22 protein-coding genes are annotated in these 24,862 nt (G+C 71.5%); 15 read left to right on the top strand and 7 right to left on the bottom strand.

Translation table 11 applies throughout. The features are described 5' to 3' along the window. Positions 1–287: 287 nt before the first annotated feature. The 9 genes from V4F39_RS03375 to fae all read left to right on the top strand — a co-directional run bounded on the left by V4F39_RS03375 (position 288) and on the right by fae (position 12,195). Positions 288–4,769 (top strand): tetratricopeptide repeat protein, encoded by a 4,482-nt coding sequence (locus V4F39_RS03375; protein WP_332287847.1) that lies wholly within the window; start codon positions 288–290, stop codon positions 4,767–4,769. 501 nt (positions 4,770–5,270) lie between these two features. Further along, positions 5,271–5,504, top strand: a complete 234-nt coding sequence (locus V4F39_RS03380) for a hypothetical protein (RefSeq protein ID WP_332287848.1) — start codon at positions 5,271–5,273, stop codon at positions 5,502–5,504. A 91-nt stretch (positions 5,505–5,595) separates the two neighbouring features. Further along, positions 5,596–6,648, top strand: coding sequence for a beta-ribofuranosylaminobenzene 5'-phosphate synthase family protein (locus tag V4F39_RS03385; protein ID WP_332287849.1), 1,053 nt, complete (start codon positions 5,596–5,598; stop codon positions 6,646–6,648). Positions 6,649–6,714: 66 nt separating this feature from the next. Continuing rightward, positions 6,715–7,629 carry an NAD(P)-dependent methylenetetrahydromethanopterin dehydrogenase gene (locus V4F39_RS03390; RefSeq protein WP_332287850.1) on the top strand — a complete coding sequence of 305 codons (915 nt, stop codon included), beginning with the start codon at positions 6,715–6,717 and terminating at the stop codon, positions 7,627–7,629. A gap of 1 nt (position 7,630) precedes the next feature. Further along, positions 7,631–8,779, top strand: coding sequence for an ATP-grasp domain-containing protein (locus tag V4F39_RS03395; protein WP_332287852.1), 1,149 nt, complete (start codon positions 7,631–7,633; stop codon positions 8,777–8,779). Then, positions 8,776–9,780, top strand: a complete 1,005-nt coding sequence (gene mch / locus V4F39_RS03400; RefSeq protein ID WP_332287854.1) for a methenyltetrahydromethanopterin cyclohydrolase — start codon at positions 8,776–8,778, stop codon at positions 9,778–9,780. The genes V4F39_RS03395 and mch overlap by 4 nt, the downstream gene beginning before the upstream one ends. Further along, positions 9,777–10,709: an ATP-grasp domain-containing protein gene (locus tag V4F39_RS03405; protein ID WP_332287855.1), complete on the top strand. Its 933-nt coding sequence runs from the start codon at positions 9,777–9,779 to the stop codon at positions 10,707–10,709. The genes mch and V4F39_RS03405 overlap by 4 nt, the downstream gene beginning before the upstream one ends. Continuing rightward, positions 10,706–11,608, top strand: coding sequence for a triphosphoribosyl-dephospho-CoA synthase (locus V4F39_RS03410; RefSeq protein WP_332287857.1), 903 nt, complete (start codon positions 10,706–10,708; stop codon positions 11,606–11,608). The genes V4F39_RS03405 and V4F39_RS03410 overlap by 4 nt, the downstream gene beginning before the upstream one ends. Before the next feature lie 74 nt (positions 11,609–11,682). Continuing rightward, complete coding sequence (gene fae, locus V4F39_RS03415) at positions 11,683–12,195, top strand: formaldehyde-activating enzyme (RefSeq protein ID WP_332287858.1); 513 nt, start codon at positions 11,683–11,685, stop codon at positions 12,193–12,195. Between the two features lie 85 nt (positions 12,196–12,280). Here fae and V4F39_RS03420 read toward each other — a convergent pair whose 3' ends face one another. Further along, the gene (locus V4F39_RS03420; RefSeq protein ID WP_332287985.1) at positions 12,281–12,715 is read right to left on the bottom strand and encodes a dihydroneopterin aldolase; all 435 of its coding nucleotides are present in this window, start codon (positions 12,713–12,715) and stop codon (positions 12,281–12,283) included. Between the two features lie 228 nt (positions 12,716–12,943). Between V4F39_RS03420 and V4F39_RS03425 the strand changes: the two genes are divergently transcribed. The 5 genes from V4F39_RS03425 to V4F39_RS03445 all read left to right on the top strand — a co-directional run bounded on the left by V4F39_RS03425 (position 12,944) and on the right by V4F39_RS03445 (position 18,739). Next, the gene (locus V4F39_RS03425) at positions 12,944–14,989 is read left to right on the top strand and encodes a sigma-54-dependent Fis family transcriptional regulator (protein WP_332287859.1); all 2,046 of its coding nucleotides are present in this window, start codon (positions 12,944–12,946) and stop codon (positions 14,987–14,989) included. Between the two features lie 112 nt (positions 14,990–15,101). After that, the gene (locus V4F39_RS03430) at positions 15,102–15,707 is read left to right on the top strand and encodes a flavoprotein (RefSeq protein WP_332287860.1); all 606 of its coding nucleotides are present in this window, start codon (positions 15,102–15,104) and stop codon (positions 15,705–15,707) included. Then, positions 15,686–17,128, top strand: a complete 1,443-nt coding sequence (locus tag V4F39_RS03435; RefSeq protein WP_332287861.1) for a DUF6513 domain-containing protein — start codon at positions 15,686–15,688, stop codon at positions 17,126–17,128. The genes V4F39_RS03430 and V4F39_RS03435 overlap by 22 nt, the downstream gene beginning before the upstream one ends. A gap of 262 nt (positions 17,129–17,390) precedes the next feature. Next, a complete protein-coding gene (locus tag V4F39_RS03440; protein WP_332287862.1) occupies positions 17,391–17,990 on the top strand; it encodes a DUF447 domain-containing protein in 600 nt (199 codons plus the stop codon). Then, the gene (locus V4F39_RS03445) at positions 17,990–18,739 is read left to right on the top strand and encodes a (5-formylfuran-3-yl)methyl phosphate synthase (protein WP_332287863.1); all 750 of its coding nucleotides are present in this window, start codon (positions 17,990–17,992) and stop codon (positions 18,737–18,739) included. The genes V4F39_RS03440 and V4F39_RS03445 overlap by 1 nt, the downstream gene beginning before the upstream one ends. 14 nt (positions 18,740–18,753) lie before the next feature. On the opposite strand, the gene V4F39_RS03450 is transcribed toward V4F39_RS03445, so the two are convergent. From V4F39_RS03450 to V4F39_RS03460, 3 genes are all read right to left on the bottom strand, one after another. After that, positions 18,754–19,728, bottom strand: a complete 975-nt coding sequence (locus tag V4F39_RS03450) for a tripartite tricarboxylate transporter substrate binding protein (protein ID WP_332287864.1) — start codon at positions 19,726–19,728, stop codon at positions 18,754–18,756. Between the two features lie 117 nt (positions 19,729–19,845). Continuing rightward, positions 19,846–20,136: a muconolactone Delta-isomerase gene (catC, locus tag V4F39_RS03455; RefSeq protein WP_332287865.1), complete on the bottom strand. Its 291-nt coding sequence runs from the start codon at positions 20,134–20,136 to the stop codon at positions 19,846–19,848. A gap of 11 nt (positions 20,137–20,147) precedes the next feature. Then, the gene (locus tag V4F39_RS03460) at positions 20,148–21,311 is read right to left on the bottom strand and encodes a muconate/chloromuconate family cycloisomerase (RefSeq protein ID WP_332287866.1); all 1,164 of its coding nucleotides are present in this window, start codon (positions 21,309–21,311) and stop codon (positions 20,148–20,150) included. A 77-nt stretch (positions 21,312–21,388) separates the two neighbouring features. Between V4F39_RS03460 and V4F39_RS03465 the strand changes: the two genes are divergently transcribed. Next, positions 21,389–22,297 carry a LysR family transcriptional regulator gene (locus tag V4F39_RS03465; RefSeq protein WP_332287867.1) on the top strand — a complete coding sequence of 303 codons (909 nt, stop codon included), beginning with the start codon at positions 21,389–21,391 and terminating at the stop codon, positions 22,295–22,297. Here the strand turns inward: V4F39_RS03465 and V4F39_RS03470 are convergent. The 3 genes from V4F39_RS03470 to V4F39_RS03480 are packed head-to-tail and all read right to left on the bottom strand — an operon-like array spanning position 22,282 to position 24,862. Continuing rightward, positions 22,282–22,884 carry an amino acid kinase family protein gene (locus V4F39_RS03470; protein ID WP_332287869.1) on the bottom strand — a complete coding sequence of 201 codons (603 nt, stop codon included), beginning with the start codon at positions 22,882–22,884 and terminating at the stop codon, positions 22,282–22,284. The genes V4F39_RS03465 and V4F39_RS03470 overlap by 16 nt on opposite strands. Beyond that, positions 22,885–23,934: a hydantoinase/oxoprolinase family protein gene (locus V4F39_RS03475; RefSeq protein WP_332287870.1), complete on the bottom strand. Its 1,050-nt coding sequence runs from the start codon at positions 23,932–23,934 to the stop codon at positions 22,885–22,887. Continuing rightward, entirely contained in the window at positions 23,927–24,862 is a 936-nt protein-coding gene (locus tag V4F39_RS03480) for an ATP-grasp domain-containing protein (protein ID WP_332287871.1), read from the bottom strand. Before V4F39_RS03480 ends, V4F39_RS03475 begins: the two co-directional genes overlap by 8 nt.

A 24,862-nucleotide genomic window follows, 5' to 3' on the forward strand; every position in this document is an offset into this window, starting at 1 on the left:
ATGCTGGCGCCTTCCACCGTAGCCCGCCTCTGACGGCCGATGCCGCGAACGTACCGGCGGACTTCAATCCGATGACCTCGGCCAGTTTGGCCATGACGAGAAACGTCTGGTGGCACTTCCAGTGCACGCGCGCGTTCAGGTAGCAAAGGTCGAGGGCTGCAGCGTGCATGTTGGCATCCAACTTTCGCTCGATGGCTGCACCGTATGCCGACCCGGAGATGCGTCGGCGCTGGACGATGGGGATGGGAACGTCATAGCAGACAATGCGCGGTGAGAAGCGCACTTCAATGACGTCTCGTAAGGGCAAAGGCACCGACAAGCCAAAGGCGAAGAAGCTGTCGAACCCGGCATCCACTGGGGGAGGTGGCTCGTCCTTTGAAAGCCGCGTTCAAGCCTCTCGCCTGCTTGCGATGTGCCTCGGCGCACTGGTGCCTGGCGTCGATGACGGGCGCATCGTCGAACTGCGGTTCCAAGCGCGAATCCACGGGCACCACACGGACGACCTAGTCTGCAGCATTGAGCGAAGCGACGGCCAGCGGTTTCGAACGCTGCTGCAGATGAAACGCTCGCTGAGCGCACGCGAGAAGGATGCGGCGTTCAAGGAGTCAATCGGTGCGGCTTGGACCGACTACAACTCCACGGAGTTCGTTCGCGGCCAGGACTCCATTTTCCTCGTCTATGACACGGCCAGCGCGGCCGCGATGAAGGGGGCATCAACCGTCTGCGACTGGGCCCGCTACTCGGCAACGCCGGCCGAGTTTCTCAAGAAGGTAGACGAACCGAACTTCAGCAACCCAGCAAACCGCAACGCGCTGGCGGCAATCAAGAAGATTGCCGAGGCCTACGCCGGCAGGGACGTCGAAGCTCGCGAGCTCTATGACTTCGTCAAGCATCTGAACTGCTTGGCACATGACCTCGACCAAGACGGCACTGCTGAGCATGTCTTTCAGCTGAACTCGATACGGCATGCGGCTGCGTTGGTCGGGGAAGTGGCCCACCCGCAGGAAATTTGGTCCGCACTGGTGACCGCCTGCATGTCGGCTAACGGCGCGGCAGGCACTGTCACGTTCGACAACCTGGACGTTGCTATCGGCAAACGTCTCAACGGCCTCTTCGCCGGTGCGCGAAGCTTTCTCGCTTCGCCCTACGCAGTGGCCCCGTTGGCGAAGCAAGGGCCAAGGAGCCCATCACCCGAAGCGGTTGCTGCGGAACTGGCGCGCCTGTCGGGGTTGGTCGAGTCCATCAAGGAGAGCAGTCTCCAGTCCGCACTTCGAGACCAACTACCTGCGGCGCGTGACGATTCTGTCAACAAGCTGATTTCCGGGCAGCTTGACGCAGTGCACTCGCGCATCAAGGAGCTTCGGTATCGGAACGCGCTAGAGGACTTGGTCAGGGTGGGCGAGTCCCATGACCAGTTCGACGCGCACCAAAAGGCACGTTGGCATCTGTTGCGTGGCACGTGCAAGTGGCACATTGAAGGTGGGAACGCGGCCGCACCCGACTTCATTCGCGCTGCGGAACTCTACAAGGGCGAGGACAAGTTTGCCGCGGCAGGAGTCCGCGGGCTTCTGCTGCAGGGAGATGCCGCTGCGGCTGCGTCGGCAGGCGCTGAGGCCTTGAAGACCTTCCCGGATTCGCTCGCGGTGTGGCAGGCGACTGCGAATGCGCGACTGAACCTCGGCGCGCAGCTGACCCTTGAGGACATTCCACCAGCGTTGAGGACCGAGGCGGATGCCCTGCAGATGCTCGCGTGGAGCCGCCACAGGCACGGCGACAAAGTCGGAGCAGCGCAGGCCGCGCTTCAGGCGCTTGACGCGGCTACTCCAAGCTTCTTCACACGCGACACTGCTCTGACTCTGTGCTTGGACCAAGCTGCTGGCGACGGAGTTTCGGCGACGTTTCGCGTGTTTGGTACGGATGAGAGGCTCGCACTTGAGCGCTGCGCCTGTGAGTTCACGCCGCGTGAGGAGCGTCTGTGGCAAGTCCAGAGCCCCGAGACGGTTGCCGCGGCCGCTGCAAATCTTGCGACGGCGCATCTTCTACTCGGACAGCCAGACGTCGCATTGACGGTGCTGCAAGAGGCGCGCGCTCACGGCATCTCTTCCCCCGCCTTCCTGCGAGTCGAGTTCGAAGGCTTGACGGCGACGGGCAACAGGGAAGGCGCAATCGCGGTTGGCAAGCCTCAGATCGATGCCCTGCCGAAGGAGGCACTTGCGACGTTTGCGCAGCTGGCCGGCGAGGCCGACGACCTTGATGCAGTCGACAAGGCTCTCGAGGCGGCAACGCGGCTTGACCCGCCGCAGCCGGCCTTGGTGCGGAACATCACCGGAATGCGGTGGACCGTGCTGGCCAGGTCAAATCAGCCGGCTGCGCTTGAAGCCGTGCGTGTCGCCGATTGGGCCGCGTCCCACTCGGTGCCTGAATTGGTGGCGGGAGCGCAAGTCCTGCGAAACGCAGGGTTTCCTGACGAGGCAGCGGAGCGTCTCAAGCGGGCGCTGGAGTCGCTCAAGGACGACAGCGAATCTGGCGACCGGTACCTTGTCGCGCAGGCCCTGCTGTTCGCGCGGGAGTACGGACAGGCTGCCGCAGTCTTTGAACAGCTCGCGCCTCCGGGCAAGCATAGCCAGCTACACGCTGACCTTCTGTTCTGCTATCTCAGGACCGGCCGACGCGCAAAGGCAAAGGAACTCATAGAGGCGTTCCCTGCAGGCTGGGAGTCGCATGCCGACACGCGCCATATGGCCATGGAGCTTGGGCAGCTCGCTGGCGACTGGTCGTTGCTCGCCCAGCTAGTCCCGGCCGAGTTCAGCCAGGCGCCGGGAGAGGTTCGGAGCTGGCTTCTGAGAGTCATGGTCGCAACCCGGACCTCCTCTGAGGAAGTTGGCAACGTTCTGCGGGAAGCACCTCTCGAGCTGTCCGGGAGCATCCAAGAGGTGACTCAGCTCGCCACTCTCGAACTACGGCACGGGTACAAGGAGCGGGCACTTCGCCGTCTCTACGTCATGCGGCGAGCGCGGCTGGACAGCACGGAAGCCGCTGCCGCGCACGTCGTCGCGCATTTGGCAGTCACGGATGAGCTACCTCACATGGAGGAAGAGCTTCCCGTCGTGGCTGCGGGCACCTGCGTGACGGTGGTGGACAAGGAGGGCAGAAACCAGGTCTTCACCATCGACCCGGGCAATCTTCCGGAGCTTCCAGCGACTTCGGAGTTCTTACGAGCTGGGTCGAAAGAGGCTGCTGTCATTGTCGACCTCAGCATTGGCGCCAACATTTCAATACCGGATGGGGAAGGCGAGCCGAGGGTACTGACGGTTCGACGTATCTACTCGGCGTATCGGCGTTTGCTTGAGCTCTCGCAACTTGCTCTCAACGCACCTCTGACGCCGTCGCCCGTAGCGCGCATGGTGTCGATTCACGACGAGGAGACCGGGGAACCTGACTTCAGTGGTCTCACCCGACAGCTCAAGCGATTCAGCGACCATGCCGCGAAGTCCATCGACGCATACGTGTCCGCCCCGATTACTTTGGGCGGGCTTGCCAAGCTGCTTGGGCGCGATGTGCTCGATGTCGTGCGTGGCTGGCGGTTGGATGGGCCAGCTATGCAGGTCAGTGGGGGCAGCCCGGAAGAGCGCGGACAGGTCATTGCAGGCCTCGAGTCAGGCAAGGGCCCGTACCTCATCGACGCGGCGACACTTGTGGAACTCGGCACGTTGGAGTGTCTTGATGTCTTGACCGTCGTGCCTGGCCTCCTCGTTACATCCCATACGAGAGACGCCTTGGAGGCGAAGCTCGCGGAAGCGCGGACCGAGAGGACCGAGGGCCGGGCTTTTGAGCAGGACGGAAAGCTGGGCTTCGTCGAAGTGACTGCGGAGCAGCGCCAGCAAGAGATTCGCTTCCTGCAAGGTGTCGTCGATGCCATGCGGATGCACTGTCGGGTAGTTCCGGCCTACGGCACCGATGCGTTGGCTCCAATCGCAAGTCAGCTAGAACGGGCTATTTCAGGCGAGGAGCTCTCGGCTGTCCTCGCCGCTGCCGAGCACGGAGCAACGTTGATTTCGCTGGATGCCCGTCTGCGCTTCTTGGCTGCTCATCTGGGCATTCCGGGCGTGTGGCCACAGGTGCTACTGATGTACGCGCGCGACCTAGGTAAGCTCCCGCGTTCGGCTTACTCCTTAGCCACGATTCGCCAGATGTTCGCGAACAGAACGTTCATCTCGGTGGCAGCCGAAGACCTCGCGCTTATGGCGTACCAAGGAACCGACTGGCTCAAGTTCGGCATGTCCCGCTTCGCGAAGCACTTGGCGTTGCCCGAAACTGAGTTCAATTCCGCTCTCAGGGTGGCGGTTGAGTTCTTGCAGCGGCTAGCGACTGGAGGCCCGTGCCATTTCGGAGCGGCAAGTCGAATTCTTCAGCGACTCGCGGAAGCACTGTTTCGGCACAAGGACGCCCCGAGCGATCTCGAACGCAAGCTGTTGGATGCTGTCCTGCGAGCATTGCCAATCGGCGACGACGCAACGGTGCGCAAACAACTACTGCGCGCGGCCATTCAAGAGGGGCGACAGGCCGCTCAGAAGACCGACGCAGGGGAGCTTAAGGAAGTGCGAGTGCTCATGTGCAGCGAGCCACCATGGATTGCCTACGCAGCTGAGCGGCACAACGGCGCCACTGGCGAGGTTCGTTTGCAGGCCGCGGCGGGGGAGGCATCCAAGCCTGGCGATGATGCAAGCCCGACAGCTGCGTCCGGCGCCGCGGACAACCCGTTCAGATGAGACGTCGCTCGGTCGCTGCAACGCGATGGGCCAGCACAACATGGACTGCCGATTCCACGGCTGCCAGCTTGCGGCGGGCGGAAGCACCGCGGCGCTTACTCTTAGAGGCGCGGCCAGAAGCCGTGGCCCAAGCCCGAGATTGCAAAGCAATAGGCCATCTGCTTCGTACCACCCGCCCGTAGTGGCGGGGAGCGCCATCCGGCGCCTGCAGCCGTGCGCGCGCAGTTGCGGGACCTCCTACGGGCCTCCGCACGAACTCGAGCGGCCGCTTCGGGGCGGCCAATCCAGGGCCGCGGATGTCGGCCGAGGGTCGACAGCGGGCGACCGCCGCGCAGGCTTGACCGCCCCGAAGCGGCCCATCGCAGCCGCGGCGCCAGGGAGATGCAGGAGGCGCACCCTCGGGGAGGTGGCGCTCGGCCAGCACCTGCACTCTCTCAACGCTGGTTCGCGACGGCGGCGACGCGTAACACGCTTGTCAACAGACCCCTCGCGCCTCGGGCAGTGGGCCAGTCGCAACGAATCCAGCGCCCCGCGGGCGCCTGGTTCCGCGTGCCGCATTTCCGGGAACCCACGCCCGGCGGCTACCGCTGGCTGCACGCGTTGCACGCGGGCGGCGATGCAACGATCAACCTCAACGACCGTGATCCGCGCCCGATCGTGATCGACGCGACCACGTCGCCCGGGGCTGACGGCAGGCAGAGCACCGTCCCGTGGACGATCAACGCAAGGCCATGACACAGTGTCCTGAACCCGGCACATCCGCCGGCCCGCAGCGGCTGCCGGCGCGCGCTGGAGCGGGGGAACGGTGCTTGCTTGAAGCGACCCCATGTACTCCTGCGATGCCGCCATCGTCCGCCCCCCGGCCGTCCCGCGCGAGGCGGTGACGCTGCGCGCCCCCGGGCGCCTGCACCTGGGCTTCCTCGACCCCACCGCCACGCTCGGCCGTGCCTTCGGCAGTTTTGGCCTGGTGATCGACGGGTTCGAGACGGCGGTCGAGCTGAGCGCGGCGCCGGCCGACGTGCTGGAAGCCGCCACGCCGGCCGCGCAGGGGGAGTTGGCCCGCGCCGCCCGGCACCTCGAGGTGCTGCGCGAGCGCAGCGGCCTGCGCACGCCGCTGCGGCTGCGGCTGCTCGACGTGCTGCCCGCCCACGCCGGCCTGGGCTCGGGCACCCAGCTCGCGTTGGCGGTGGGCCGGGCGTTTGCGCAGTGGCACCGGCTCGACGTCGACACGCCGACGCTCGCGCACTGGCTGGGCCGCGGCTTGCGCTCGGGCGTGGGCATCGCCGGCTTCGACCAGGGCGGCCTGCTGGTCGATGGCGGTCCCGGGGCCGACGGCCGGCCGGCACCGCTGCTGGCCCGGCTCACGCTGCCCGCCGCCTGGCGCGTGCTGGTCGTGCAGGACCACAGCCTGCACGGCCTGTCGGGCCAGCGCGAGAAGCAGGCCCTGGCCGTGCTGCCGCCGCTGCCGCGGCCGCTCGCCGCCGACATCTGCCACCAGGTGCTGATGCGGGTGCTGCCCGGCGCCGCCGGCGGCGAGTTCGCGCCCTTCGCCGCCGGCGTCAGCCACGTGCAGCAGGTGCTGGGCGACCACTTCGCGCCGGCGCAGGGCGGCCGCTACACCAGCCCGGCCGTGGGCCGCCTGCTCGACGGGATCGCCGAGGCCGCCCGCGGCCCCGGTGGCGCGCCGGGCGCCGCGGTCGGCCAGAGCTCCTGGGGCCCGACGGGCTTCGCGATCCTGCCGTCCGAGGCCCAGGCCGCGGCGCTGGTCGCCGAAGCCCAGGCGGCCGGGCGGGTCGCGCCGGGCCTGTCGCTGCGCATCGTCACGGCGCGCGACCACGGCGCCTGCCTGCTCGACGCCCGCGGCCACCGCATGCCCTGAGGCCCCGTGACCGGCACGCCCAACGGCTGCAGCCTTCTCCTCCCAGAACACCACCGAGACAACGCCATGGAACGCCCCTACATCCTCCACATGTTCACGCCCGGCCGGCAGATGAGCCCGTTCGACATCAACATGGCCGCCGACGCCGGCTACCAGCTCGTGGTGCCCTATGCCGACGTCGGGCTCGACGCCATCCGCGGCCTGACGCAGGACACCATCTTCTCCCGCGGCCCCAAGGGCGTGGCCCGCACCGGCATCTTCATCGGCGGACGCGACGCGGTGCTGGCAGCCGACATGCTGGAGCGGGCGCGCGACTCGATGGTCAAGCCCTTCATCGTGTCGCTGATGGCCGACCCCAGCGGGGCCTACACCACCGCCGCCGCGATGGTGGCCTGCGTGGAGGGCGCGCTGCGGAAGCACCATGGCCTCGGGCTCGACGGGCGGCGGGTGGTGGTGCTGGGCGGCACCGGCCCGGTGGGCCGCATTGCCGGCGTGATCGCGGCGCAGGCCGGTGCCGAGGTGCACCTGTCCAGCCGCAACGGCATCGACGTGGCGGAGGAGGCCGCGCAGCAGACGGCCCGGCGCTTCGGCGTCGTGCTGCACGGCGTGTCCGGCGGCGACCGCGCCGCGGTGCGCAGCTCGGTGGCCGAGGCCGACGTGGTGCTGGCCTGCGCCGCGGCCGGCGTGCAGGTGCTGTCGGCCGAGGACCTGGGCTTGGCCACATCGCTCAAGGTGGCGGCCGACGTCAACGCCGTGCCGCCCGAGGGCATCGCCGGCGTCGGCGTGATGGACGATGGCAAGCCGCTGCCCGCCGGCGCGGCGGGGGCCGTGGGCATCGGGGCGCTGGCGGTTGGCAACGTCAAGTACCAGACCCAGCACCGCCTGCTGGTGCAGATGGTCGAGGGCAACCAGGCGGTGGTGCTGGGCTTTGCCGAGGCCTTTGCCAAGGCGCGCGAGATCGTGGCCGGCCAGGCAGGCTGACGTGGCCCCGACGTTGGCCGTGGCGGGCGTGTCGGCGCGCGCGATGGCCGAGGCGGCCGCGCGCGACGGCTTCGGCGTGGTCGCGCTCGATCTGTTCGGCGACGTCGACACCTGCCGCGCCGCATCGCGCTGGCTGCCGCTGGGCGAGCCGGGCGCGCTGCGCATCGACCCGGGCTGCACGCGGGCGGCGCTGCGCCTGCTCGCGCAGCATGGCGACGTGGCCGGCTGGGTGCCCGGCCCCGGCTTCGAAGGCCTGCCGTCGCTGCTGGAGGACGATGACGGCCCGGCCGGGCTGCCGCTGATCGGCAACCCGGCGGACGTGGTGCGTGCCGTGCGCGATCCGCAAGGCTTCTTCGCGACGCTCGCGGCGCTGGGTGTGCCGCATCCCCCGGTGTCGCCCGTGTCGCCGCCCGACCCGAGCGGCTGGCTGCTGAAGGACCTGGGCGGGTGCGGCGGCTGGCAGGTCCGGCCGGCGCACGGCGCACCGGCGGGCCGGCCCGCGCCGCCGCGGCACGTCTACCAGCAACTGGCCCACGGCAGGCCGATGTCGGCCACGTTCATCGCCGACGCCCGGGGTGCGGCGGTGCTGGGCTTCAACGCGCAGATCGTGCAGCCGATGGGGGAGCGCCGCTGGGTGTTCGCCGGGCTGGTGGGGCCGGTGCCGCTGCCGGGCGAGGTGGCCGGCGCGGTGGCCGATGCGGTCGACCGGCTGGCCGGCGCCTTCGGCCTGCGCGGCCTGGGCAGCCTGGATTTCCTGCTCGACGGCCGCCGCTGGCAGGTGCTGGAGATCAACCCCCGGCCGCCCGCCAGCCTGGCCTGTTATGCCGATGCCGCCCCGATGGCCGCCCACGTGCAGGCCTGTGCGCAGGGCACGCTGCCCGCCGGCCTGCCGCGGCGGCCGGATGCGCCGCGCCACGTCGAAGGCCATCGCATCGTCTTCGCGCCCCGTGCGCTGCGGCTCGGCGCCGAGCTGGCGGGCACGCTGGCCGACCGCGCCGACACACACGACCTGCCCTGCGCCGGCGCCCGCTTCGCGGCCGGCGAGCCGGTGTGCAGCGTCAGCGCCGGCGGCGCCGATGCCGCCGGCGTGCGCCAGCGCCTGGCGGCCGCCCACACCCACCTGCTGGACTTGCTGGAGACTGCATCATGACCACCCCCCGACCTGCGGCGCTGCCCGCCCTGAGCGTGAACACGCTCGCCCGGCCACTGGTCGCGCGCCTGCTCGCCGAGGCCGACGCGTTGGGCGTGGCGGTGCACCGCGACGAGCGCGGCCTGTGCATCGTCGATGCCGGCGTCGAGGCCCCCGGCAGCGTGGCGGCCGGCCTGCTGGTGGGCGAGATCTGCATGGGCGGCCTGGGCCGCGTCAGGCTGCGCGCCGGCGGCGCCGATTGGCCCACGTGGCTCGACGTGCGCAGCTCGCAGCCGGTGCTGGCCTGCCTGGGCAGCCAGTACGCCGGCTGGAGCCTGGCGGCGAGCAAGGAGGAAACCGGCGGCAAGAAGTTCTTCGCGCTCGGCTCGGGTCCGGCGCGGGCGCTGGCGGCCAAGGAGAAGCTCTTCGGCGAGCTGGGCTGGCGCGACGAAAGCGACGCCGGCGTGCTGGTGCTCGAGGTCGACCGCCCGCCGCCGTCGGTGGTCGTCGACAAGGTGCTGCGGGACTGCCGGCTCGCCCCCGACGGGCTCACCCTCGTGCTGACGCCCACCAGCAGCCGCGCCGGCACCACCCAGGTGGTGGCGCGGGTGCTGGAGGTGGCGATGCACAAGGCGCACGAGCTGGGCTTCGCGCTGGCGGACATCGTCGACGGCGCCGGCACCGCCCCGCTGCCGGCGCCCAGCCCGGAGGGGGTGGAAGCCATGGGCCGCACCAACGACGCCATCCTCTACGGCGGGCGCGTGCAGCTCACCGTGCGCGGCAGCGACGAGGCGGCGCGTGCGCTCGCGCAGCGGCTGCCTTCGGGCAACTCCCGCGACCACGGCCGCTCGTTCGCGGAGATCTTCAAGGAAGTGGCGTACGACTTCTACAAGATCGACCCGGCCCTGTTCGCGCCGGCCGAGGTATGGGTGAGCAACGTCGACAGCGGCAACACCTGGCATGCCGGGGCCGTCGACATGGACCTGCTGCGCAGGCTCTGGCTGCGGGAGGCGCAGGCGTGACGGCGCGGGGCCTGCGCGTCGCGATCTTCGCGGACGAGGCCGGCTGGCATACGAGGCAGCTGCAGGCCGCGCTGCGCCTGCGCGGCGCGGTGGGCCGCTGCGTCGACCTCGCCGACTGCCACGTCGACACCACGGCCGCCTGGCACGGCCTGGTGATCCCCGGCTTCGGCCGTGAGCTGCCCGACGCGGCCATCGTGCGTGGCATCGCTGCCGGCAGCTTCGAGCAGGTGACCAAGCGCCTGGGCGTGCTGCATGCGCTGCGCGAGCTGGGCGTGCCGGTCTACAACGATGCGCGGGCCATCGAGCGCAGCGTCGACAAGTCGATGACCAGCCTGCTGCTGCAGGCCGCACGCGTGCCGGCGCCGCCCACCTGGGCCACCGAGTCGGCCGCGCAGGCGCAGCGCATCGTGATGCGCGAGAGCGCCGCCGGCCATGCGCTGGTGCTCAAGCCGCTGTTCGGCTCGCAGGGCAAGGGGCTGCAGCGCATCGGCTGCATCGACGGCACGCACCATCCGCTGCCGCCGCTGCAGCAGGTCGACGGCCGCCTGGCCTACCTGCAGCGCTTCGTGCCGCCGCAGGGCGTGCCGGGCTTCGACTGGCGGGTGCTGGTGGTCGGCGGCCGCGCCGCCACCGCGATGCGGCGCGTCAGCGAGCACTGGGTGCACAACGTGGCCCAGGGCGCGCGCTGCGTGGCCGCCCCGCTCACCCCCGCGCTGGCGCAGGCCGCCGAGGCCGCCGCGGCTGCGCTGGGCATGGACTACGCCGGCGTGGACCTGATGCCGTCGGCACAGGGCATCGTGGTGCTGGAGGTCAACGGCGTCGCCGCGTGGCGCGGGCTGCAGCGGGTGACGTCCTTCAACATCGCGCAGGCGCTGGTGGCCGACCTGATCGACCGCCGGCTCGCACAGGCCGTCGTGCGACGGGCATGACGACGCCGCGGTCCTTCGCCGAGGCGGCCTTCGTGCGCGCCTGCACGCTCGACGTGGCCGTGCGCAAGCCCGGCAACGTGAGCCGCGTGTCGCCGGGCCACGGCATGCAGGCCGCGCAGTTCATCGCCAGTGCCGAAGCCGCGGCCGGGCCGCTGTTCCGCACCGGGGCCCGCGTGGGCGAGCGCATCGAGGCGGCGGTGCAGGCGAGCTGGGCGGCCGCCGGCTGCAACACCAACCTGGGCATCGTGCTGCTGTGCGCGCCCATCGCCGCGGCCTGGGAGTCGGTGCAGGCGCCCGGCTGCGCCGTCACGGCGGCGGGCCTGCACGCCGGCCTGCGGCGGGTGCTGGAAGGGCTCGACGTGCAGGACGCCGCCGCAGCGTTCCGCGCCATCGCCCGCGCCAACCCGGGAGGCCTGGGCGAGGCACCGCAGCAGGACGTGCATGCGCCGCCCAGCATGGGCCTGCGCGAGGCGATGGCGCTGGCCGCCGGGCGTGATCGCATCGCCCGCCAGTACCGAGACGGCTTCGACGACCTGTTCGGCCTGGCGCTGGCGGCCTGGCCGGCAGCGCTTTCGCCGATGGCGGCGTCCGATTCCGCGTCCACCGCCGCGGCCGTGCAGGCGCTGTACGTGACGCTGCTGGCGGCTTGGCCCGATTCACACATTGTTCGCAAGCACGGCGAGGCGCTGGCACACAGTGTCATGACCGCGGCGCAGGGCTGGGCGCCGCGGGAAGCGGCGCGATGGGAGGCCGATCCCGCGTTCGCGGCATGGGACGAAGCGCTGAAGGGCGCCCGCATCAACCCCGGTACGACGGCGGACCTGACGGTGGCCACGCTGCTGCTCGCGGCCCTGTGCGTACCGGCCCCGGCGCTGGGGCCCGCATGGCACGGAACGTGATACCGAAGGTGTCACGCCGGCCCTGCTGCCGGTGTCGTGCTCACCCGAAAGACTAGACAGGAGAACCCCAAGCCATGGCAAAGATTGATCGCATGCTGGTCGGCGAATCGCTCGTCGGCGACGGCAACGAAGTGGCGCACATCGACCTCATCATCGGCCCCCGCGGCAGCCCGGCCGAGTCGGCGTTCGCCAATGCACTCACCAACAACAAGGACGGCTTCACCTCGCTGCTGGCCGTCGTCGCGCCGAACCTGCTCACCAAGCCGGCCACGGTGATGTTCAACAAGGTCACCATCAAGGGCGCCAAGCAGGCGGTGCAGATGTTCGGCCCGGCGCAGCGCGCCGTCGCGATGGCCGTGGCCGATTCGGTCGAGGACGGCACCATCCCCGCCGACGAGGCCGACAACCTGTTCATCTGCGTCGGTGTCTTCATCCACTGGCTGGCCGAGGACGACAAGAAGATCCAGGACTACAACTACCAGGCCGTGCGCGAGTCGATCCAGCGCGCCGTGGCCGGCACGCCGACGGCGGCCGAGGTGGTGGCCAAGAAGGGCTCCGCGGCCCATCCGTTCGCTGCCCACCAATAGCACGACGGCCCGGCGGACACAGCCGCCCGGGCCGCGAGGCCCGGGGCGGCCCTCATGCCGCGCCCTGGGCGCGGCGCGTGTCCCTTCATTCCTTGCGCGGCGCCGGCGCCAAGCCGCTGCCGAGCAGCTGGATCACCGTGGCATCGCGGTTCGGCGGGGCGGGCAGGTCGGACGCATCGCGCTCGATCTGCACGCCCACGGCCTGCAGGTCGTCGAACTTGCGCGGCTTGGCCACCCTGACGCGCACCCAGCGCGCCCCGAACTCCAGCAGCAGGATGTCCGCGATCGCCTCGGCCAGCGCCTCCAGCAGCTGCAGGCGGTGCTCGGCGAGCAGGCGCAGCAGCCGTTCGCGCACCACGCTGTAGTCGATCGTGTCGCCGATGCGGTCGGTGTCGCAGGCGCGTGCGCGCGCCACGCCCGCGTGCACGTCGATCACCACCGGCTGCGTGGCGTGCAGCTCGCTGTCGTGGATGCCGATCACCGTGTGGCCGACGAAGCCTTCGATGAAGATGATGTCCATGCGGGCGGGCGCACGCGAAGGCAGGGCCGGCGGCAGGGCGCTGGGGGTCGGGCTCAAGGCTTGTCTCCGTTCGTATCCGCGCTGGGGTGCGCACGCCTCGAGGTGCAAAATGCGAGCCAGTGCCTTCGGCGCTTTCGACACGGTGTTTCACCCGGTACCGTCGACGGTGGTTGGGCACAGAATGGTCGTCCCGCCCAGGCCGATGGGCCAGATGCTGAGGAAGTCCCGATGACATTGGTGCTGCAAGGCCACGATCGACACGCCGACCGCATTCTCGATGTCGTCCGCAACGGGCTGCAGGACCCGGGCAACGAGGTGGTCACGCGGTCGTGGATGCGCTGCCTCAACGAGTACCAGCTGCATCCCGAGCATCCGCGCGAGCCGGCCATCATCTCGAGCGCCGCGATGCAGAGCCGCTTCGAGCGCCAGGCCGACGTCATCGAGTGCGCCCGCTACGAGATGACCACGCTGTACCAGCAGCTCGGCGATGCCGAATCGGCCGTGGTGCTCACCGACACCGACGGCGCCATCGTGCACATGGTCTCGTCGCCCGAGTTCGCGGCCGAGTCCGCGCCGCTGGGCCTGCGCGTGGGCGCGGTCTGGAGTGAACGCGAGGCCGGCACCAACGGCATGGGCACCTGCCTGGCCTCGGCCAGCCCGGTGTCGATCCGGCGCGAGGACCACTTCTTCAGCCAGTTCACCGGCCTCACCTGCTCGGCCGTGCCGGTGTTCGACCCGTCCGGCGAGATCGCCGCGGTGCTCGACGTCACCAGCCGCTCCAGCCTGATGCAGCAGCACCTGCTCGTGCTGCTGGGCATGACGGCGCGCATGATCGAGAACCGCCTGATCGACCGCCGCTTCAGCAACGCGCACCCGCTGCACTTCCACAGCCGGCCCGAGTTCGTCTACACGCTGCACGAAGGCAAGCTGGCCGTCGACGGCGACGGGCGGGTGCTGGCCGCCAACCGCAGCGCGCTGTTCCAGCTCGGCCTGCAGTCGATGGACGAGGTGCGCTCGCGCCGCATCGAAGACCTGTTCCAGACCTCGCTCGAAGACATGCTGCAGCGCAGCAGCTCGTCGTCGTTCCACCCCGTCGTCACCTACCGCACCAACGCCGCGCTGCGCTTCTTCGCGGTCGCGCGGCGCCCGGCCTCCGATGCCGCGCCGCTGCGTGCGCTGTCGACGCCCGCGGCCGGCGGCGGCGTCTCGGCCTCGTCGCTGGCCGGCCGCAGTGCCGCCGCGCGCGCGGCGCGGCCGGCGCCCGCCGGCGCCACGTTCAAGGACGTGCGCCTGGCCGCGCACCTCGAGACCGCGCGCCGCGTCATCACGCGGCAGACCCCGGTGCTGCTGCGCGGCGAGACGGGCTCCGGCAAGGAAGTGTTCGCCCGAGCGGTGCACGACGGCAGCCCGCACGCACACGGCAACTTCGTCGCCGTCAACTGCGCGAGCCTGCCCGAGACGCTGATCGAGTCCGAACTCTTCGGCTACCGCGCCGGCGCCTTCACCGGCGCGCAGCGCACCGGCCGGCGCGGCAAGATCCTGCAGGCCGACGGCGGCACGCTGTTCCTCGACGAGATCGCCGACATGCCGCTGGAGCTGCAGGCGCGGCTGCTGCGCGTGCTCGACGAGCGGCAGGTCACGCCGCTGGGCACCGAGGAGACGCACCCGGTCGACTTCCAGCTCATCAGCGCGAGCCACGGCCACCTGCCTGACCTCGTGCGCGAGGGCCGCTTCCGCGAAGACCTGTACTACCGGCTCGCCGGCATCGAGCTCACGCTGCCGCCGCTGCGCGAGCGCAGCGACAAGCGTGAGCTGATCCACGGCCTGCTGGCCTCGGAATCGGGCGGCGACGGCGTGCTGAGCCCGGAGGCCGAGCGCCTGCTGCTCGAATACGCCTGGCCGGGCAACATCCGGCAGCTGCGCCACGTGCTGCGCAGCGCGGCCGCGCTGGCCGACGGCAAGCCGATCGGACGGGAGCACCTGCCTTCGCTGTTCGCTGACGGCGGCCCGGCCGTGCCGCGCCCCCAGGCCGCGCTGCCGCCGGCGGGCCCCGCGGTGCTGCCGGCCGAGGCGGTGGCCGACGGCGGCGAAGCGCCCGAGCCCGCGCCGCTGCCCAAGCTCAACCCGATCCAGGCCAACGAGCGGCAGGTGCTGCTGCAGATGCTCGAACAGCACCGCTGGAACGTCAGCAACGTCGCCAAGGCGCTCGATGTCAGCCGCAACACCCTCTACCGCAAGCTCCACAAGCTCCACATCGAGATCAGCCACCCCTGATGGAGCCCCCAAGCTCGCTGACGCTCGCTACCCCCCGGGGGGGCCGCCCGCCAGCGGACCGGCGGAGCCGGATCCGTGGCGGGGAGCTGGATCAACACATGCGCCGCTGCCCTTGACTGCTGGGGAGGGCGACGACGCGCTGGCCGTGGTACCTGCAACGCCGCGCTCGCGCTTCGCGTGGTGCGTGACGGGCTCGGGCCACTACCTCGAGGAATCGATGGCGCTGGCGGCGCGTCTGCCCGACGTCGATCTGTTCCTCTCGGCGGCCGGCGAAGAGGTGCTGCCGCTCTACAAGCTGGGCCTGGAAGCACTGCGCAAGCGCTTCCGCGTGCTGCGCGACAAGAGCGCGAGCGGCGTGCCGGTGGGCATGCTGTACGACGACGTCTACCACACCGTGGTGGTGGCGCCGGCCACCAGCAACACGGTGGCCAAGTGCGCGTTCGGCATCAGCGATTCGCTGCCGACCAACATGTTCGCGCAGGCCGGCAAGCTCGGCATTCCCGGCATCGTGTTTGCATGCGATACGGAGCCGGTGGTGGTGACGAAGTCGCCGCACGACTGGGTCACGCTGCGGCCGCGGCGCATCGAGCTGGAGAACGTCGAGCGGCTGATGCAGATCGACTTCTGCCAGGTCGTCAGCTCCCCGGCCGAACTCGAAGCGGCGCTCGACACGCGCCTGAAGGAACTGTCACTCGCATGGAACACATCGTCTTCCTGACCGGCCGCCTCGCGCAACCGAGTCTGGAGCGTGTGCTGCGGTCCATGGCGGCCGCACCGTTCACCTGGGAGGTCCGCGAGATCGGCCTGCAGGTGGCCGGCCTGATGACGGCCGAGATGGTCCGCCGCCGCGTGCCCGCGCCGGTGCAGGCCGACCGCATCATCCTGCCCGGCCGCTGCCGGGGCGACGTCGAGGCGCTGGCGGCACACTACGGCATGCCCGTGCAGCGCGGGCCCGAGGAGCTGAAGGACCTGCCGCGCTTCTTCAACCGCGCCGCGAAGGCGGTCGACCTGAGCGAGTACGAGGTGGCGATCTTTGCCGAGATCGTCGATGCCCCGCGGCTCGCGGTGCCGCAGATCGTCGAGCGCGCCCGCATGCTGGCCGCCGATGGTGCCAACGTCATCGACCTGGGCAGCCTGCCCGAAACGGCTTTCGATCACCTGGAGGACAGCGTGCGCGCGCTGAAGGCCGAGGGCTTCCAGGTCAGTGTCGATTCGAGCGACCCGCAGGAGCTGCTGCGCGGTGCGCAAGCGGGCGCCGACTACCTGCTGAGCCTGACACTCGACACGCTGTGGGTGGCCGACGAGGTGGCCGCCGTGCCGGTGCTGATCCCGCGCACGCCGGCCGACGAGGCCTCGCTGCACGAGGCCGTCGAGCGCCTGCTCGACCGCGGCAAGCCCTTCCTGGCCGACGCGATCCTCGACCCGATCCCGTTCGGCTTCACCGCGTCGGTGGTGCGCTACCACCGGCTGCGCGAGCGCTTCCCCGAGATCCCGATCATGGTGGGCGTGGGCAACGTCACCGAACTGACCGAGGCCGACACCAGCGGCATCAACGCCGTGCTGTTCGGCATCTGCGCCGAGCTGGATGCCGCCGCCGTGCTCACCACGCAGGTCAGCGCCCATGCACGCCGCGCGGTGCGCGAGGCCGACTGGGCGCGCCGCATCATGCATGCCGCGCGCAGCCGCAACACGCTGCCCAAGGGCATGAGCGACGCGCTGATGACGGTGCACGACAAGCACCCGTTCCCCGATTCGCCGCAGGAGATCGCCGACACCGCGGCGCAGGTGCGCGACCCGAACTTCCGCGTGCAGGTGTCGGCGCAGGGCCTGCACGTCTACAACCGCGACGGCCTGCGGCTGGGGCAGGGCGCCTTCGAACTGTGGCCGCAGCTGCAGCTCGAGCACGACGCCGCGCATGCCTTCTACATGGGGGTGGAACTGGCGCACGCCGAGATCGCCTGGCGCCTGGGCAAGCGCTACGTGCAGGACCAGCCGCTGGCCTGGGGCTGCGCGGCCGAGGCGACGGTGCAGGACCTGGCCGGCTGGTGTGCGCCGGGCACGACGATGCCGGCTGGCCGCGCGCGCGGTGATGTCCGCGCACCGGCCGGCACCACCGAGGCGCCGGCCGGCAAGGCCTGACGAGGGGTGGCCCGCGGCCGCGCCCGCCGGGCCCGGCGGCGGTCGGATTCACGCCTGCCCCGCCGCCGTTTCGGCCGGATTTCCGACCGCCGTGCGTTCGGGCAGGCGCGCGACGCCCGGACGGCGGCCGCTGCCCGCCCCGGCGCGGAATTTGCAGACGTTGCGGTGCAAGGCGGTCCGGCGGAGGCCGGGCGCCAGGGCAGCGGCTGCACAGCCGGCACGGGTGGCACAGAGTGCGCAGGATTCGAACAGTCCCCTCGCGATGAATGACGTGATCTTCGAGACCGTGGTCACCACCGTGTCCCCCGACGGCGCGCCGCACGTGGCCCCCATGGGCGTGCGCTACCGCGAGTCGGCCGCCGGCGGCGGGCCGGACGTGATCCTGATGCCCTTCAAGCCGTCGGCCACGCACGACAACGTCGTCGCGACCGGCCACGCCGTGCTCAACCTGCTGACCGACGTGCGGGTCTTCGCCGGCTGCGTCACCGGCCGCAGGCAGTGGCCCACGCGTCCGGCCGAGCGGGTGCCCGGCGTGCGCCTGGCCTGCGCGCTCGGCCACGTCGAGCTGAAGCTCGCCGAGCGGCAGGACGACGCGCAGCGCCCGGTGCTGCGGATGGCGCGGGTGCACGAGGCCCAGCATGCGCCGTTCATCGGCTTCAACCGCGCGCAGGCGGCGGTGCTCGAAGGCGCGGTGCTGGTCAGCCGGCTGCGGATGCTGCCGCCGCAGAAGGTGGACGACGAGATGGCCTACCTGCAGATCGCCATCGACAAGACGGCCGGCCCCGGCGAACTGGAAGCCTGGGGCTGGCTCCACGAGGCCGTTGCGGCCCACCGCGCGCAGCGGGCGAAGGAGATGGCGTGATGGCCGTGCAGTTGCTGGTGAGCGTGAGGACCGCCGACGAGGCGCTGGCCGCCCTGAGGGGCGGCGCCGACTTCATCGACCTGAAGGAGCCGCGCACGGGGGCGCTCGGCGGGCTGCCGCGCGCGATCATCCGCGGCATCGTCGCAGCGCTGCGCGAAGCCGGGAGCACCCTGCCGGTGAGCGCGACCATCGGCGACGTGCCGCTCGGCGACCTCAACGGCATCCTCGACTGCGTGGGGGCCGTCGGCTCCTGCGGCGTCGACATCGTCAAGGTGGGCATCGAACGCGGGCCGCAGGCCTTCGCAGTGCTCGATGCGCTGGCCGCCTGCAGCCACGACGTCGTGCCGGTGTTCCTGGCCGACCAGGGGCTGGATTTCGCCGCCGTCGCGCACGCGGCGGGCCTGCCACTGGCGGGCGTGATGGTCGACACCGCCGACAAGCGGGCCGGCAGCCTGTTCGACGCCTTGCCGGCGGCCGACCTGCAGCGGTTCGTCGATACCGTTCGCGCGGCCGGACAGCGGGTGGGGGTGGCCGGCGCGCTGCGCGTGCACCACCTGCCTGCGGTGCACGCGCTGGCGCCGGACTTCGCCGGCTTCCGCTCGGCGGTGTGCAACGGCAGCCGCGGCTCGGCGCTCGATGCGGCGCGCCTGCAGGCGCTGGTGGCCGTCGCGCGGGCCTCCGCCGTCCCGACGGTCGCGCGCTTCATGGGCGGGCTGCGGGTGCCCGCCGTCGCCGGCTTGCCGGCATAGCGCCGGGCCGGCGTTCAGTCGGCGCGGATGCCGCGCTCCGCGATGATGCGGCCCCACTTGGCCATTTCCGCCTCCAGGTGGGCGGCGAGCTGCTTCGGGCTGCCGCCGACCGCCTCGGCGCCGATGGCCGCGAACCGCGCCTTCACCTCGGGCAGCCGCATCGCGGCCAGCAGCGCGCCGTTCAGCTTGTCGATCACGGGCGCCGGCGTGCCGGCGGGCACGTACACCGCGAACCACGGCGACAGCTCGTAGCCCGGCAGGCCGGCCTCGGCGATCGTGGGCACGTCGGGCAGCGCGCTGGAGCGGGCCGCGGTGGTCACGCCCAGCGCCCGCAGCCGGCCCGATTCGATGTGCGGCCGTGCCGAGGTGATGCTGTCGAACATCATGTCGACCTGGCCGCCGATCAGGTCGGTCACCGCCGGGCCGCTGCCCTTGTAGGGCACGTGCAGCACGTCGAGCCGGGCCATCGACGCAAACAGCTCGCCCGCCAGGTGGATGGAGGTGCCGTTGCCGGCGGACGCATAGGTGAACCGGCCCGGCTCCGCCTTGGCCAGCCGGATCACGTCGGCCACGGTGCGTGCCGGATGGGCCGCGGGCACCACCAGCACGTTGGGCACCACCGCCACCAGCGAGACGGGCGCGAAGTCCTTCACCGGGTCGTAGGCCAGCCTGGTGTACAGGTAGCGGTTCACCGCCATGCCGTTGGCCACGATCATCATCGTGTAGCCGTCGGCCGGCGAGCGCGCGACGTCCTGGCTGCCGATGTTGCCGCCGGCGCCGGGGCGGTTCTCGATCACGAAGGTCTGGCCGAGCTGGCGGCCCATCTGCTCGCCCAGCGTGCGGGCGATCACGTCCATCGCGCCAGCAGGCGGGAAGGGCACGACCCAGCGCACGGGCTTGGCGGGGTAGGTGCCTTGGGCGTGGGCGATGCCGGCCAGAGGCGCGGCGGCGAGGCCGGCGGTGGCCGCCAGCAGGGTGCGTCGTTGCATGTCGGTCGGGTCCGTGGTTCAGGCGTGGTCGAGGGCGTGCGCGCGTTCGAGCCGTTGGCCGAAAGAGAATTCGTTCATGGGTTTGTCTCCTCGGGGTGCCTGGGTGGGTCGAAGGGGTCAGCGGTCGTCCTCGTGCACGGACGAGGGGTGGCGGCACAGCGGCTGCACCTCGACGTCCATGTACGGGAAGAGCGGCAGCTTCATCAGCGTGTCGTGCAGCGCGGCGTTGTCGGCCACGTCGAAGATGCTGACGTTGGCGTAGCGCCCGGCCACGCGCCAGAGGTGGCGCCAGGTGCCGGCGCGCTGCAGTTCCTGGGCGAGCGCCTTCTCGCGCGCCTTCAGCGCATCGGCCTCGGCGGCGGGCATGTCGTGCGGCAGGCGCACGGTCATCGTGACGTGGAACAGCATGGCAGGGCCTTTCAGGCGGTCATCGCGACGGGGCGCGGGCCGCGGTCGCGGCGGTAGAAGGCGAGCTTGTCGGCGTCGAGGTCAACGCCCAGGCCGGGGCCGCCGGGCACCTGCAGCTCGAAGTCGCGGTAGACGGGGCGCGCCTGCACCACGTCGTCGGTCAGCAGCAGCGGGCCGAACAGCTCGCTGCCCCAGCGCAGCTGCGGGCAGGCGGCGAACACGTGGGCCGCGGCGATGCTGCCCACCGTGCCCTCGAGCATGGTGCCGCCATACAGGCCGACGCCGGCCGCATCGGCCACCGCCGCGGCGCGCAGCGTGGGCCACAGCCCGCCGGCCTGCGAGATCTTCAACGCATAGACGTCGGCGGCCGCTTCGGCCGCGAGGTCGAACGCATCGACGGCGTCGTGCACCGCCTCGTCCGCCATGATGGGCACGTCGAAGCGGGCGGCCAGGCGGCCGAGTGCGCGGTGCTGTCGCCGGTCGATCGGCTGCTCGACCAAGCCCACGCCCATGTCCTGCAGCGCCGCGATGCCGCGCACGGCGGTGGACTCGTCCCAGGCCTGGTTGACGTCCACGGTCAGCATCACCTCGTCGCCCAGCCCGCGGCGGATGGCCTGCACGTGGCGCAGGTCGTCGGCCAGCGAGCGGCGCCCGATCTTCAGCTTGAACACCTTGTGGCGGCGTGCCTCGATCAGCGACAGGCCTTCCTCCACGTCGCGCGCGGCATCGCCGCTCGCCAGCGTCCACAGCACGGGCAGGGCGGTGCGCTGCGCGCCGCCCAGCAGCGCGTGCACCGGCAGCCCGGTGCGGCGGCCCTGGGCGTCGAGCAGCGCCGTTTCCACGGCCGACTTGGCGTACGAGTTGCCCTGCACGTGCCGGTGCACACGCGCCATCGCGGCGCCCGGGTTGGCGGCGTCCGCGCCGGCCAGCAGCGGCGCGATGTAGGTGGCCACCGCGAGCTGGATGCCCTCGGGGCTCTGCTCGCCGTAGGCCAGGCCGCCGATGGTGGTGGCCTCGCCGATGCCGGTGATGCCGTCGCTGCACGCCACGCGCACGATCACCAGCGACTGCTTCGTCATCGTGGTCATCGCCAGCTGGTGGGCGCGGATGGTGGGCAGGTCGACGATCAGCGCCTCGACGGCGTCGACGCGGAGGGAGGCGGGAGCGGTTTGCATGGCCGCCATCGTCGCCCGGGGGCGTGCATGGCGTCCAATATCGTTTGGGTCGCTCTCCATACCCACCAGGTATAGACATGGAACTGAGGCACTTGCGCTACTTCGTCGCCGTGGCCGGCGAACTCAACTTCAGCCGCGCCGCGCTGCGGCTGCACATCGCCCAGCCGCCGCTGAGCCGGCAGATCCGCCAGCTCGAGGACGAGCTCGGCGCGGCGCTGTTCGACCGCGGTGCCCGGCCCCTTCGCCTCACGCCCGCGGGGCACTTCTTCCATACCCAGGCGGTTCAGCTGCTGGAGCGCGTGGGCGAGCTGCAGGAGGCCACGCGCCGCATCGCGCAAGGCCAGCGCGCATGGCTGGGCATCGGCTTCGTGCCGTCCACGCTCTACGGCGTGCTGCCGGAGGTGCTGCGCCGCTTCCGGGCGCTGCATCCCGAGGTGGAGGTCGGGCTGGCCGAGCTGACGACGGTGCAGCAGATCGAGGCGCTGAAGGCCGGGCGCATCGACGTGGGCTTCGGCCGGCTGACGCTGGGCGACCCGAAGGTGGCCGGCGTGGTGGTGGCCGAGGAGCCGCTGGTCGCCGCGCTGCCGGCCGGCCACCCGCTGGCGCGCCGGCGCCGCGTGGGCCTGAAGGCGCTGGCCCAGGAGCCGCTGCTGCTCTACCCGGCCAAGCCGCGGCCGAGCTATGCCGACCAGGTGCTCGCGGTGTTCGAGGGCCGGGGCCTGCAGCCGCGCATCGCGCTGGAGGCCAACGAGCTGCAGACGGCGGTGGGGCTGATCACCGCCGGCATCGGCTACGCGCTGGTGCCGTCGTCGGTGCAGGCGATGCACCGCGAGGGCGTGACCTACGTGCCGCTGCAGGAGCCGGGCGTGGTGTCGCCGGTGATCATGAACCGGCGCAGCGACGACGTCTCGGCGCTGGTGCTCGAGTTCGGCGGTCTGGTGCGGGCCGTGTCGCTCGACGTCGACGCGGCCTACGCGCGCAGGTAGCCGCCCACGCCGCCGAGCAGCATCGCGCGCATTTGCGCCAGATCGGCCTTGTGCAGCACCTCGATCGGGAAGGCCGCGTTGCGCGCCAGCGCGGCCAGCGGCTGGTCGATCACGCCGGCCTGGCCCAGGTCGTCCAGCGTGTGCTGCGGATCGATCTCGCAGGACTTGATCATCACCAGCCGCTCGGCATTGAGGCCCTGCGCGAGGTCGAAGGCGATGGTGTCGGACGTGGCTTCCCAGTGCGTGCGGTCATCGGCCTCGTGGCGCTGCAGCTCCAGCGGCAGCCACAGCGCGGTGCGGCCGGCGTGCAGCACGCGGTGGATGTCGGCGCGCCGCGTGGCCAGCAGCAGCGCGGGGTTGAGGGCCTGCAGCTGGTAGGCGGTCTGCGCCATCGCGAGCACCGCCATGTTGTGGGCCGCGAGGTCGTCGAACTGCCACTGCGCCTGTGCGCGGCGCACCTCGTCGGCGAAGCGCCCGCCGCCCGGCACCACCGTGACGCGCCCGCCGCCCAGTTCGGCCAGCAGGGCGAGCCACTGCGGCAGCAGGGGGTCGGTGCAGACGCTGCCGCCGAGCTTGACGATCCACATCTAGCGCCACTCCTTGTCGTAGAGCGCGGCCACGGCCACGCAGGGCGCGCAGACCTGCGCCCAGCCGGCCAGCCCTGGCTCGGCACGCGCCACCGCGGTGCCGTAGGGCAGGCAGCGGTGCGGCCGGCCGGCATGCGCCAGCACGTCGGGCACGAGGAAATCGCCGCAGCCGGCGCTGACCGCCACCGCCGCCTCCGACAGGCCGTGCAGCGCCGCCACGCGCTGCAACTGCCCGCCCAGCTCGGCCACCTGCGCGGCGCGCCAGGCGTGTGCCATCGACAGCCAGTCGGCCGGCGTGCCGTCGCGCGCATCGAGGCCGATCATGCGGGCCATGCGCCGGCGGGTGCCTTGCATGTCCTTGGCGCCGCCGTCGGCCGCCGGATGAAGGTCGTGCGCGAGGTCGAGCTCGCCGGTCAGCCGGTACACGTCGGCCGTGGTCGCGAAGAACTCGTTCATCACGTTCAGCGGCTCGCCGCGCCAGGCGATGCGCGGCCCCAGCGCGCACAGCGGGGTGCGCACCACGCCGTGGTAGACCAGCTCCCCGGTGGCCAGGCGCCCCGCGTCGCTGCGCCCGCGGGCGAGCACGCGGCCCTTGCGGAAGGCGATGAGGTCGGTCGTCGTGCTGCCGATGTCGACCAGCACGCCCTCGTCGACGCATTGCGCGGCATGGCGCGCGGTGGCCAGCCAGTTGGCCGACGCGATCTGCGCCCAGTGGGCGCCGGCCTCGTGCACGTCGATCCAGCCGCCGTCGCCGGCGAAGCACCTCACCTGGCCGAGCCGGCGCGCCGCCAGCGCGGCGATGCGCTGCACGCCTTCTTCGCGGTGGGCGAAGAGGTCGACCATCTCACCGGTCATCGTCAACGCGTGGGGGGCGCCGGTCATCTCCGGCCAGCGCGCCTGGGCCGCTGCCAGCACCTGCTCCAGGTGCTCCAGGCCCTGCCACAGCGGGCACGCCCACTGCGCGACGTCGAGCACGCGGCCGTCCACCATCAGGCAGGCCTTGGCGTGGGCGCCGCCGATGTCCCAGCCGACGACGAGGCCCTCACGCACAGGCCGGCTCCCGGACATGCGCGGCCAGCACTTCGGCGGCGATGCTGCGGTCGAGCGCGGCCGACAGGCCTTCGTAGGCGCAGGTCACGCGCGGGTTGACCTCGATCACGACCGGGCCGCGCAGCCGGTGCCAGACCAGGTCGATGCCGACGAAGCCGCGCAGCCCCGGCAGCGCCCGCGCCACCGCGTCCGCGATGCGCACCAGCGATTCGGCGCCCGGCAGCGCGTTGATGCGCACGCCGTCGAACGACACCCGTCCCGCCACGTCGACGTCGACCTGCTGGCAGTTCACGCTCAACAGGTCGGCCCGGCCGGGCTCGCACAGCAGCGAGAGGCTGAGCGCCTCGCCCTCCACCCAGGGCTCGAGGGTCGACGGCTGGCCGGCGCGCAGGCGGCGGGCATGGTCCTGCTCGGCGGCGCCCACGTGGCCGTGCACACGCGTGTCGACGGTGCCCGCGCCGTCGTCGGGCTTGACCACCCAGCGCCGCGCCTCGTCGCCAAAGGCCAGCGGCGTGGCGATGCCGGCCTGCGCGAGCCGCTGCAGCGTCGCGCGCTTGGACGAGGCCACCTCGATCGCGGCGGTGTCGCAGCCCAGCCAGCGCGCGGGGTCGACCCGGCGGCTGAGCTGGGCGAGCAGCCCGCCGGTCTCGGGCGCGATCACCCAGGCCAGGTCGTGCGCGGCGGCCTCGCGGGCGACGAAGGCCGCGGCCGATTCACCGGGCCGGGCCCAGGCGGAGGCGGCCCCCGGCGGCAGCCGCGCGGCCTGCTCGCACACCGCCGCCGACACCTGCACGCCGGGCACCTCGAGCAGGTCCGCCACCACGGCATCGCGCATCGCGCGGCCTTGCTGCAGCAGCGCCTCGCCCGCCTCGGCCATGCCGGCATCGCCCCCCCCGGTGAGATACTCGAACACGAAAACGCGCTTCAT

It is taken from the genome of Aquincola agrisoli, from assembly GCF_036621135.1.
In the GTDB taxonomy this organism is placed as follows: Bacteria; Pseudomonadota; Gammaproteobacteria; order Burkholderiales; family Burkholderiaceae_C; genus Aquincola; species Aquincola agrisoli.